Origin of the sequence: Streptococcus infantis, from assembly GCF_047463275.1 — a bacterium.
Taxonomy (GTDB): Bacteria; Bacillota; Bacilli; order Lactobacillales; family Streptococcaceae; genus Streptococcus; species Streptococcus infantis_AF.
The window spans coordinates 159074-170910 of the sequence record NZ_JASHEE010000003.1 but is presented as its reverse complement, the minus strand read 5'-3'; the positions used below and the strand labels follow the sequence as shown (position 1 = coordinate 170910).

Genomic DNA, 11837 nt, shown 5'->3' with positions numbered 1-11837 from the left:
CTTCTCGAAATGATGAAGTCTTGCGGGTTATCTTGGGATGTTATTGATTAGTCAACAACGTTGAATCCCATAGAACGAGCAGTACCTTCGATCATACGCATTGCAGACTCAAGGTTTGCAGCGTTCAAATCTGGCATCTTAGTTTCTGCAATTTCTTGTACTTGCGCACGAGTAACTGAAGCAACTTTTGTTTTGTTAGGTGTACCTGATCCTTTTTCAACACCTGCAGCTTTTTTCAAAAGAACAGCAGCTGGTGGTGTTTTAGTAACGAAAGTAAATGATTTATCTTCGTATACTGAGATAACAACTGGAATGATCATACCAGCTTGATCAGCTGTACGAGCGTTGAACTCTTTTGTGAATCCCATGATGTTGATACCAGCTTGACCAAGAGCAGGTCCAACCGGTGGAGCTGGTGTAGCTTTACCAGCAGGGATTTGCAATTTTACAAGTTTTTCGACTTTTTTAGCCATTTTTAAATCCTCCTTTGTGGTTTTGGCGGTAATTTAGAGATTTTTACCTCCCACAAGTATGTTTTACACATACCCTACTATTATACACTAATCTATCTCAAATGCAAGAGAAAAATCCTATTTTTAGAGAAATTTTATTACTGAATTTGGCTATTATTTCTTTCGTGAAAGAGTTCTGAACTACAAACAAAAAACCGCTCTGTTTTGAGCGATAATTAGAATAAATAGCATTCAATTTTTTACATTATAGTGCTTCTGACTCCATCTACAAGTGTTCAACCAAGTCCGCTTCCTGATACTAAGTCAAATCTACATCACGATGATCCGCTAAAAATTCAGGAACCAAGCGTGAAAAACTATCTATTTGAATGATTTGTTTCATTTTAACTTTCATTTCAATAAGAGAGTCGCTGCTTGATTAAAACCATCACACCAGTTGTACCATTTTGCTTCATACTCATCTTGAGGTAAGATATGATTTTTTAAATCCAGAACAGAGTAAATCTTTCTTTCCTCGCAAACTTGCGCGTAGAGATGATATAGTTCATCACCACCATCTTTATCCCACTCAGCAGAAATCGTATCCTGATCTAGCAACAATGCCTGATAAGCTCTGTGATGCCCGTCTGTAATTAGCAAGCAATCTCCAAATGCAAGAACACTGATTGGATTAATACTTGGCTTTTCTACCGACTGATAAAGTATCTGGATATCTTGCAACTTCTTTTCTGATAAGTATAGTTGAGTCGGATGAAGATCTTTTATGTTGACTTCCATTTCTTTCTCCTCAAGGGAATTTGATGCCTACTTCTGCTTGCCTGTGAAGCGCCATTGAAAGCGAAGTTTGTCATAAAATGGAAATTCAATGAATAGAATTCCAAGACCCAGACAGAGACTGGCAAGAACATCTGATGGGTAATGAACTCCCAGATAGACTCTGGAAATGATTACACTTACTAGATAGATTCCCAGTAAAATCTGGAGAATGAGCTTTACAGTCCTATCTTTCACTCTCTGTCCCACAATGATAATTAGAGAGCCGATTAAAAGAGTTACTGCTAATGAGTGACCACTTGGGAAAGAAAAACCCTTTTCCTCCACTAAATGTAAAATATCTGGTCGGGGACGTTGATAGAGGTGTTTTAAGGACACAATTAAAATTCCAGCCAAGCTAAGATTGCCAGCTACTAAAAGACTTTCGGACTTCCACTTTTTTAGATAAAAGATTGCAGTCAATAGAATTGCCCAAGAAATAACGATTGGCAAGTCAATCAGGCGAGTAATCCCACGAAAGATAGTTGTCAATATAGCTGGTAAATCTCCACGGATTGCTGTCTGGATAGACGAATCAAATGGTATCAATTGTTCTGGATAAAACTTAACGACATAACCCAGAATTACAAATAGTAAAAGGGCAAAAGAGCCCTTTGTTAAATATGTTTGTTTATCTTTCATAACGTTTTAAAGTTACCTTTAGGAAGACATAAATCAACCAAAATGCTAGTGCAAAGATAATACCCTCAATTAAGTTAAAAGGTAAAACCATTGTCAACAAATAGTTACTTAGTCCTAGTATTTTCTCAATATCAAAATTAGCAAACTTAGCATATAATGGGACAGCATAAACATAGTTAAGAACTAGCATAGCCAAGGTCAAACCAATCGTACCAGCAAGAGAAGCTAGAGCAAAACGAATTGGCGTCCGATCTTTTTTCCAAATCAAACCAAATGCAAGAACAAAAACTCCTAAAGCCACGATATTCATCGGCAAACCGATATAGGTGCTGACTCCTTGATTGTTTAAAATTAACTTAAGCAAGGAACGGAGTAAAATTATCACAAAAGCTGCAGGTAAATCAAGTACTATTAACCCTACCAAAACCGGTAAGATACTGAACTCAATCCTTAAAAAGGGTGCCGCCGGTAGAAGCGGAAAGTCAAAGTACATCAACACAAATGAAAGTGCTGATAAAATTGCAATGGTCGAAAGTCGACGTGTGTTTGTCATAACAGGTTCCTCCAATTTTCTATAAAATCAGAAGAAGTTGGAAAGTCCCACTCTATCTATCAACTCAACTATATCAAAAACAATCTATTGGTCAAAAACACCAAAAGAGCTTCCTATATATTTAAGTGGAATAGATAAAATTATTCTTTCGTCTTCTCCCATCCAGACTATACTGTCGGTTGTGGAATCTCACCACATCAGCTTGCGCTCGCGGACTTCTTTTAGAGTAAGGAAATGGAGATTTTTCTTTTAGACTAGGCGACAAGCTGTAGGCATAACTTTTGGTTAGGCAAAGCTTGGCAACAAAGTATAAAAGGAAAAGAACATTTCCAAGTAAAAGTCACCGCCGGTCGGGAATCTCACCCAGCCCTGAAGACCCTCTAATGATAACAAAAAAAGCTTGCAAGCGCAAGCATTTTATCTCTTATCAGTATTTATTTCAACTTATCCGTTTCGTAAGTATGAACCAGTTCGAGACCCGCAAAATTTTGTTGACGAAGGGCCTCATAGACAATCATACATACCGTATTGGATACATTGAGGCTACGAACATGTTCATCGTTCATAGGAATTCTGAGAGCTTTTTCCGGATGTTCCCGCATAAATTCCTCAGGCAAACCTTTATCTTCACGTCCAAAAAGAAAATAATGGTTTCCTTCTATCGTGAAGTTAGCATCTGAATAGACCTTTTCTGCAAACTTGGAAATCAAGTAGAGTTGACCATCCATTTTTTTCATAAATTCATCTAAACTATCATAAAAATAGATCTCAAGTTTGTCCCAATAGTCTAGCCCGGCTCTCTTCATTTTACGATCATCAATCGGAAAGCCCATCGGTTTGATAATATGAAGGGGCGCATTCGTCGCCGCACAGGTTCGTGCAATATTTCCCGTATTTTGTGGAATTTGTGGTTCAAACAATACAATATGATTGGCCATGCCTTGCTTCCTCTCACTAGTGCAAAAAAATAGCCACACTGCCCGGAGTCAAGCTCAGCAAACAGCGTGGTTAAGGTATCGTTAACTTACCTCACAACAGGTTTGAAGTAAATCAGCGAAACTACTTTTTTAGTATAACACTTTCAGCCTGATTGTCAATAGAAATGACTTGATTTTTTCATTTTTTTTACAAGCATATTTACAAAAGTTAAAATTTCAACTTTCAGCAAGCAATATCATAGAATTTACATAGATTAAGAATTTTTGGAACAAGTTTTTTCATAAACATATGATGTTTAAAGCAAAATATTTATTCGAATTCCCCTAATCCCTTTATTAAAGAAGGAAACAGTCGGTTGTTGAGTGCATTTTTTTCTAAAAAAAGGTATGATAGAGACATATTGAAAAAGTAGGTTAACTAACTATGAAGATTATTCTTGTCGGAGGGGGAAAAGTAGGTTCTGCCCTCTGTCGTTCACTTGTTGCTGACAACCATGATGTTGTCTTAATTGAACAGAACGAAACTGTTCTAAAATACTTGACTAGCCGTTTTGATATTATGGGAATCGCAGGTAACGGAGCTGACTTTGCTATGTTAGAAGCAGCCAATGTTCAAGATTGTGATATTTTCATTGCCATGACTCAATACGACGAGGTCAATATGGTTTCGGCTGTTTTAGCCAAAAAAATGGGAGCCAAAGAAACCATCGTTCGTGTTCGCAATCCTGAATATTCCAACCCTTACTTTAAAGAAAAAAATATTCTTGGATTTTCACTCATTGTAAATCCTGAACTCCTAGCAGCTCGTGCTATCGCTAATATTATAGACTTCCCCAATGCTCTTTCTGTTGAGCGTTTTGCAGGTGGATTGGTCAGCTTAATGGAATTCAAGGTACGAAATTTCAGTAATATTTGTCAGATGTCTATTGCTGATTTCCGTAAAAAGTTTGGTAATGTTATTGTCTGTGCTATCGAACGCGACCACAAACTCATGATTCCTAGTGGAGATATGATTTTAGAAGATAAAGACCGTATCTTTGTGACAGGACATCGTGTCGATATGATGCTCTTCCACAACTATATTAAGTCCAGAGTTGTTAAGAGTTTACTCATCATAGGAGCCGGGAAAATTGCTTACTATCTCTTAGGTATGTTAAAAGACAGTCGTATCGATACCAAGGTTATTGAGGTCAATCCTGAAAGAGCTGCCTTTTTCAGCGAAAAATTCCCTAAACTCTATATAGTCCAAGGGGATGGAACAACTAAGGACACCCTCTTAGAAGAAAGTGCCCAAAACTATGATGCTGTTGCCACTTTGACAGGAGTCGACGAGGAAAATATCATTACCTCTATGTTCTTGGATAACATAGGTGTTCAGAAAAATATTACCAAAGTAAACCGCACTAGCTTATTAGAAATTATCCACGCAACAGATTTCTCAAGTATTATCACCCCTAAAACAATCGCTGTTGATACCATCATGCACTTTATCCATGGTCGTGTAAATGCGCAATATTCTGACCTTCAAGCTATGCACCATCTAGCAAATGGGCAGGTAGAAACTCTTCAATTCCTGATCAAGGAAGCCAATAAAATGACTGGCAAGCCTTTATCTCAATTGAAACTCAAAAAGGATGTCTTGATTGCTGCTATTATCCGCAATGGGAAAACGATCTTCCCGACAGGAGAAGATACCCTCCAGGTCGGTGATAAGCTAGTGGTTATCACTTTGCTTTCAAATATCACCAAGATTTATGATTTGTTAGAGAGGTAAGCTATGAATAGAAGTATGGTACGCTTTCTTCTTGCAAAGCTACTCTTGATTGAAGCTGGGCTACTTTTAGTTCCGGTTGGTATTGCTCTTTACTATCGAGAATCTAATCAAGTTTTTACAGCTCTTTTCTCTACCATCGGGATTCTTGTTGTCCTAGGTCTTTTCGGAATCATCAGTAAGCCTAAAAAACAACGTATCTATGCCAAAGAAGGAGTCTTAATTGTTGCCCTATGTTGGATCCTCTGGTCTTTCTTTGGCTCCCTTCCCTTTGTCTTTTCAGGTCAAATCCCCAATTTTATCGATGCCTTCTTCGAAACTAGTTCCGGCTTCACTACTACGGGAGCAACTATCTTAAATGACGTTTCTGTACTAAGTCGTTCGCTTCTATTTTGGAGAAGTTTCACCCACCTCATTGGAGGGATGGGGGTGCTAGTTTTTGCCCTAGCTATTATAGACAATGCAAAAAATAGTCATCTTGAGGTTATGAAGGCCGAGGTCCCTGGACCAGTATTTGGTAAGGTGGTATCTAAGCTAAAAAATACAGCACAAATCCTCTACATCCTGTATCTGGCAATGTTCGCCCTCTTTGTAGTGATTTATTATCTTGCCGGTATGCCACTCTACGATAGTTTTGTCATCGCTATGGGAACTGCTGGGACTGGTGGTTTCACTGTTTACAATGATGGAATCGCCCACTATAATAGTTCTCTCATTACCTATCTGACGAGTGTTGGGGTCTTGATGTTTGGTGTCAACTTCAACCTCTACTACTATCTCATGCTTCGTCGAGTCAAGGAATTCTTTTTCGATGAGGAGCTTCGTGCTTATCTCTTGATTGTCGTCGTTTCTACCGGCTTAATTACTCTCAACACACTCCACCTTTATAGTGGCGTTTCACAAAGTTTTGAGATGGCCTTCTTCCAAGTTTCTAATATCATCACTACAACTGGTTTTGGTTATGGCAACATTACAAATTGGCCTTTGTTTTCACAATATATTTTACTGATGCTGATGGCGATTGGTGGTTCTGCTGGATCTACTGCTGGTGGTCTCAAAGTGATGCGTGGAGTTATTCTAGCAAAAATTGCTAAAAATCAATTTTTGTCTACCATATCACCTCACCGTGTTTTAACTCTCCATGTTAACCAAACGGTAATTGATAAGGATACCCAGCACAAGATTCTCAAGTACTTTGTAGTTTACGTCATGATTCTACTCAGCTTAATTTTCATTATCAGTTTAGATGCTGACAATTTAATGATTGTTACGAGTGCCGTTTTCAGTTGCTTTAACAACATCGGCCCAATTCTCGGAACAACTGCAAGTTTCTCAATTTTTAGTCCATTTTCAAAATTCCTCCTATCCTTTGCAATGATTGCAGGACGTCTTGAAATTTATCCAATCATATTACTCTTTATGAAGCGAACCTGGTCTAAGCGTTAGCAATGTTATTATCAAAAAGCACATCCCTCAAAAAATGAGGGATGTTTTTTTCTGTTGATAAGATTTTTAAAAGACAGTTGAGAGTCAAAAAATAACACTTGGGAAATAGATAATTTTTCATGAATCATTTTAGTTATAATTTTTAAAAAAACGTAGGGGTTTTATATGGAAAAAATGAACAAATCAATCCAACTTCTTTTATTGATTTCCTTGGTCTACTTAGGCTGCTGTAGTTGCTTAGTTTGGCCTGGTATTGCTTTAACACTCAAACAATCCTGCTTTTACTTTTTACTCCTCTTAATGTTATTAGCAGGTATCTGTACATTTATCCACTATCTTTCAGGACATGATCATGTGAATAGTCAGCTACACAATCGTAGTCGATCCTTCTTTTTATTGTATAGCAGCATGGTTATCATTAACCTTGCTGGAGTCTGTTTTATTTTATTTGAAAGTATAAGCACTGACACTCTACTACAAAAAGAAATCGTTGACTTGTTACTCATCTCTTTCTTTTTCCTTTTCGGACTTGATATTGCTACCTTTCTGCCGTTAAACAAATGGAGAAAATTACCAACTCATAAAAAGACAGGCAGGCTAACAACACTTATCTTTCTTAGTTTATTTTTTCTGCACAATCCTTTAACCATACTTTCTGTCAGCTTTTATATCCTTTTGGGAGTCAGCTTTCTAAACTTTTTATTTCCTAAAACCTTAAGACAAGATTTATCCTTCTATAGTCATTTAATTCGAAACATCTTACTTGTTTTATCTACACTTATGTTCTGGTAATTAATAGAATTCCTATCCAAAGTATGCTATAATGAAATAAATTTTTTAGGAGATATATGAATGAATTTTTTTAAAGATTATCGTAAACGGCTTGCATGGTTTGGTATTTTACTGGTAGCCATCGTTCTTTCACAGACTCCAATGGCACTTCTAGGTTTGCTAGTCCAAACTGAGATTCCTTCCATCTGGTCTGGAATCATTATTAGCCTTGTTTCTATACTTGTTTTAGCTATCTTTTTGTATGGCGCTCATAAAAGTAAGCTTTTAGTGATTAAGAAAAAACTCTTTAGTATCAACGATTTGCCTAGAATTGCCTTGAGTTACCTAGCTATCTTTGTTGGAAATCTCATAGGTGGTATCATGTTACAATTACTTAATCAAACAACAACTTCCAACCAACAAATTCTCAATAATCTCTTCTCTGAAAGCTCACTTATTGCTATGTTCTTTCTAGTCGTTTTAATTGCGCCGATTTGTGAAGAGATTATCTGTCGTGGCATTATCCCAACCAAACTCTTCCAAGGATATGAAAAAGTGGGCTATGTACTAGGGTGGCTACTCTCTCTCCTAGCTCACGTTCCTTCAAATTTCCCGTCATTTATAATCTACGGTTGGATGTCTGCTGTCCTAACTTGGACCGCCTACTCAACGCGTCGTTTAGAAATGTCTATCGCCATTCATATGGTCCTAAATAGTGTCAGCTTTATCTTGCTTACCCTAGTAGTATTATTATCGAAATATATCGGCATGTAAGCTAGGACAAATAAAAACAAAAAACAACTATTTAAAAACCCATGAATATTACTATTCATGGGTTTTCTATCTCTTACAACGGAAAAGTCCACGAATCAATCCCATTCGTGGACTTTTTCTAGTGAAGTGTTTAGGTAAGGCGATTTTTACTCTACGACACGGAGTTTGGCAAATCGATTCCATTTGCCAAACGAAGTTAGTGAGACAGTCAGCTAGTCCACTCCTAAATGTTACGACACGAAGAGGCGAAAACGATTATTTTTCGCCGATGAGTTAGTAAGGCAGTTAGGCAAGTCTTATAGGACTTGCCGTAGTCTACTTAGATTGCTTTGCAATCAAGTAGACTTACTGAATTACATCTTTTCTTCCAACTCCACATCTGGATACTTATCCGCAAACCAGCGGAGGGCAAAGTCATTTTCGAAAAGGAAGACAGGTTGGTCAAAGCGGTCTTTGGCCAAAATGTTTCGACTTGAAGACATACGTTCATCTAAATCTTCTGGTTTAATCCAACGAACTGTCTTTTTACCCATTGGAGTCATGACAACTTCAGCGTTATACTCGCCTTCCATACGGTGTTTAAAGACTTCAAACTGGAGTTGTCCAACAGCACCTAGCATATACTCACCTGTTTGGTAATTCTTATAAAGCTGGATGGCTCCTTCTTGCACCAACTGTTCCATTCCCTTGTGGAAGGATTTTTGTTTCATAACGTTCTTAGGAGAAACCTTCATGAAAATCTCTGGAGTAAAGGTTGGCAGGGGTTCAAACTCAAACTTGTTCTTCCCAACAGTTAGCGTATCTCCAACCTGGTAGGTCCCTGTATCATAAACTCCGATGATATCTCCTGCTACGGCATTGGTCACATTTTCACGACTTTCAGCCATAAACTGAGTGACATTAGAAAGTTTAGCTCCCTTGCCAGTACGAGGGAGATTGACACTCATACCGCGCTCAAATTCACCCGATACAATACGAACAAATGCGATACGGTCACGGTGTCGAGGATCCATGTTGGCTTGAATTTTAAAGACAAATCCTGAGAAGTCCTTATCATAAGGATCAACAATTTCTCCGTCTGTTTTCTTGTGTCCATGAGGTTCTGGAGCAAACTTGAGGAAGGTCTCAAGGAAGGTCTGCACGCCAAAATTAGTCAAGGCCGAGCCAAAGAAGACTGGTGTCAAATCACCTGCAAGAATGGCTTCCTCTGAGAATTCATTTCCTGCTTCATTCAAAAGCTCAATATCCTCTTTCACTTGCTCGTAGAATGGGTTGCTAGCAAAGAGTTTATCGCCATCTTCTAGGCTGGCAAAACGTTCATCCCCTTTGTAGAATTCCAAACGTTGGTTATAGAGGTCGTAGAGCCCCTCAAAGGCTTTCCCCATCCCGATTGGCCAGTTCATTGGATAGCTAGCAATGCCTAGGACTTCTTCCAATTCTTGCAAGAGATCTAGTGGTTCTCGACCATCACGGTCCAGCTTGTTCATAAAGGTAAAGACTGGAATCCCGCGGTGTTTGACAACCTCAAACAATTTCTTGGTTTGAGCCTCGATACCCTTGGCAGAGTCCACTACCATGACCGCAGCATCCACCGCCATCAAGGTACGATAGGTATCCTCTGAGAAGTCCTCGTGCCCTGGAGTGTCTAGGATGTTTACCCGTTTCCCATCGTAGTCAAACTGCATGACAGATGAGGTTACCGAAATCCCACGTTGTTTCTCGATATCCATCCAGTCAGACTTAGCAAAGTTTCCTGTTTTCTTCCCTTTTACAGTACCTGCCTCACGAATCTCTCCCCCAAAGTAGAGCAACTGCTCTGTAATCGTCGTTTTACCAGCATCCGGGTGGGAGATAATGGCAAAGGTACGGCGTTTCTTAATTTCTTCTTGAATACTCATAACTTCTCTTTCTTTCTACTTTTTTAATGATTTCAATTTATAATCACTCTTTATTACATCGGACCCTAACATTCCTTTCAACACTCCATTATATCGGATTTTAGAGAGTTTTTCAATTGCTTACACAAGAAAAAGCAGGTCAAGATACTAGACCTGCTCATAAGATTCTTTTATTCAATATTTATTTTGTATCTCTAGTTACAATCTCTTCAAAATTTAATTTTTTCTAGAGCAATTTTCTTTTGCCAACGTTTCTTAAACAAGATATCAAAGAGCACTAGGGCTGCAGATAGAATGATTGAAACCAGAAGATACTTTATCCATATAGGGGCATTTGGAATAAACGGCGTCGTATTCAAGAGTCCGTAATTCCCACCTGTTACTTGATTGACCCCAACTAGGAAAAGGTTGAGAATAAAAGTGTAGGCGATAATTCGATACTTTTTCAGCAAGGTCTTATCATAGTGATTCATGAGATAGACCAGGGAATTGACCAAGAGGGCATAATGGCCAATCAGGAAAGAAAAACTGGTAATATGCGGAAAATCATAGGGGTCAAAAACAGGGTAGCCCAAAGCAAATACTGCTCCACTGGCTCCCAAAAGGGCAAAATACTGCTTAATTTTCCACTTATCTGGCAGGAAAACAACCGCGAACATGGCCAAACGGCAATGGTAAAGAGGCAGGCTGTTCGAAAATGGAATGCTAAAACCTATATACCAGGTATAAAGAGCTAGCAGTTGCGCTATTTGAATCCACTTAAACAATCGAACAAATTTGGGATTTTTGTAGTAAGTAAGAGAAGCATAAATAGACAAGGCCAGAAGGCCTATCATAACTCCATACCAAAAAATCGGAATAGGCGGTGGCGTCGTTTGGGTTCTTGTAATAAAATGATGCATAAAGTCTCCTTAAGGTAACGAATTCAGTTGTATATTAACTATTCTTATGTTTATATTTAACGAGTTGATTGATAAGGATGAGAATACCTGTCATCAAACTGGTCACTATCAAATAGTTAAGCAAACTACCATGATCCCCAATCACAGGTGGCTTGCTCATAAAGCCATAATTCCCTCCTGTCAAGAAGTTGGCAAAAAAGATAATGGCATTGACTCCAAAAGTCATCTGGCATATTTTCCAAGTATCCCCTTTTTCAACTTTATAATATCTAACAAGATAAATCAAGCAGTTAGCCAAGAGGGCCCAATGTCCGAAAACATTGTTCACAGACGAAACATGAGGGAAAGGAAAAGGATAAAAGACTGGATAAACCAAGGCCATGATAGAACCAAAAACTCCAACCAGGGCAAAATATTGTTTAAAAAAGGTCTTATTAGGGGCAAAAAGAATTATCCACATAGCCATCCGACTATGGTAAAAAGGGAGAGCCTCAGATAGGGGCAGGCATGCAGCAATATACCAAGCGTTGATAATGAGCAACTGAATCAATTGTCCCCAATACCAAAAGTTTCTGTAACCTTTAGATGATGCGAAACGAATCGATAAAACAGCTATAATTACCAAAGAAGTAGGTAATAAAAAGTACCAGGCTCCCAAATGAGGAGGAACTGTCTTTTTACTAGTAAAAAGCAACTCCCAAAGCGTCATATGTCATCCTTAAAGTGTTCTAGTTGAGTCAATTCTACATCCTTTTTACCAACTAAAAACGACTGTTATTCTTTCTTCTAATTTCAACCATTATATCGAAATAAAAAGTATTTTTCAATTTCTGTTTCTTTTTAGCTTGGCTTGCCT

11 protein-coding genes and 1 riboswitch are annotated in these 11837 nt (G+C 38.3%); of the genes, 3 read left to right on the top strand and 8 right to left on the bottom strand.

All coding sequences use genetic code 11. From position 1 onward, the window contains the following. Positions 1-47 precede the first annotated feature (47 nt). From rplK to QM923_RS05505, 5 genes are all read right to left on the bottom strand, one after another. The gene (gene rplK / locus QM923_RS05525; RefSeq protein WP_414291158.1) at positions 48-473 is read right to left on the bottom strand and encodes a 50S ribosomal protein L11; all 426 of its coding nucleotides are present in this window, start codon (positions 471-473) and stop codon (positions 48-50) included. A 390-nt stretch (positions 474-863) separates the two neighbouring features. Next, complete coding sequence (locus tag QM923_RS05520) at positions 864-1250, bottom strand: chromosome partitioning protein ParB (RefSeq protein WP_414291157.1); 387 nt, start codon at positions 1248-1250, stop codon at positions 864-866. A 27-nt stretch (positions 1251-1277) separates the two neighbouring features. Next, positions 1278-1928, bottom strand: a complete 651-nt coding sequence (locus QM923_RS05515; RefSeq protein WP_414291156.1) for a phosphatase PAP2 family protein — start codon at positions 1926-1928, stop codon at positions 1278-1280. Further along, the gene (locus tag QM923_RS05510; RefSeq protein WP_414291155.1) at positions 1918-2481 is read right to left on the bottom strand and encodes an ECF transporter S component; all 564 of its coding nucleotides are present in this window, start codon (positions 2479-2481) and stop codon (positions 1918-1920) included. The genes QM923_RS05515 and QM923_RS05510 overlap by 11 nt, the downstream gene beginning before the upstream one ends. A 146-nt stretch (positions 2482-2627) precedes the next feature. Further along, a riboswitch (FMN riboswitch) is annotated at positions 2628-2862 on the bottom strand. A 53-nt stretch (positions 2863-2915) separates the two neighbouring features. Then, positions 2916-3419, bottom strand: a complete 504-nt coding sequence (locus QM923_RS05505; RefSeq protein WP_414291154.1) for a tRNA (cytidine(34)-2'-O)-methyltransferase — start codon at positions 3417-3419, stop codon at positions 2916-2918. 424 nt (positions 3420-3843) lie between these two features. Between QM923_RS05505 and trkA the strand changes: the two genes are divergently transcribed. From trkA to QM923_RS05490, 3 genes are all read left to right on the top strand, one after another. Next, on the top strand, positions 3844-5193 hold the full coding sequence (trkA, locus tag QM923_RS05500; RefSeq protein WP_036756944.1) for a Trk system potassium transporter TrkA: 1350 nt from the start codon (positions 3844-3846) through the stop codon (positions 5191-5193). Between the two features lie 3 nt (positions 5194-5196). Beyond that, positions 5197-6636: a TrkH family potassium uptake protein gene (locus tag QM923_RS05495; RefSeq protein ID WP_414291153.1), complete on the top strand. Its 1440-nt coding sequence runs from the start codon at positions 5197-5199 to the stop codon at positions 6634-6636. 852 nt (positions 6637-7488) lie between these two features. After that, positions 7489-8181, top strand: a complete 693-nt coding sequence (locus QM923_RS05490; RefSeq protein ID WP_414291152.1) for a CPBP family intramembrane glutamic endopeptidase — start codon at positions 7489-7491, stop codon at positions 8179-8181. A gap of 353 nt (positions 8182-8534) precedes the next feature. On the opposite strand, the gene QM923_RS05485 is transcribed toward QM923_RS05490, so the two are convergent. The 3 genes from QM923_RS05485 to QM923_RS05475 all read right to left on the bottom strand — a co-directional run bounded on the left by QM923_RS05485 (position 8535) and on the right by QM923_RS05475 (position 11690). Continuing rightward, complete coding sequence (locus tag QM923_RS05485; RefSeq protein WP_414291151.1) at positions 8535-10079, bottom strand: peptide chain release factor 3; 1545 nt, start codon at positions 10077-10079, stop codon at positions 8535-8537. A 209-nt stretch (positions 10080-10288) separates the two neighbouring features. Further along, the gene (locus QM923_RS05480; protein WP_414291150.1) at positions 10289-10981 is read right to left on the bottom strand and encodes a YwaF family protein; all 693 of its coding nucleotides are present in this window, start codon (positions 10979-10981) and stop codon (positions 10289-10291) included. 34 nt (positions 10982-11015) lie between these two features. Next, positions 11016-11690: a YwaF family protein gene (locus tag QM923_RS05475; RefSeq protein ID WP_414291149.1), complete on the bottom strand. Its 675-nt coding sequence runs from the start codon at positions 11688-11690 to the stop codon at positions 11016-11018. Positions 11691-11837: the final 147 nt, after the last annotated feature.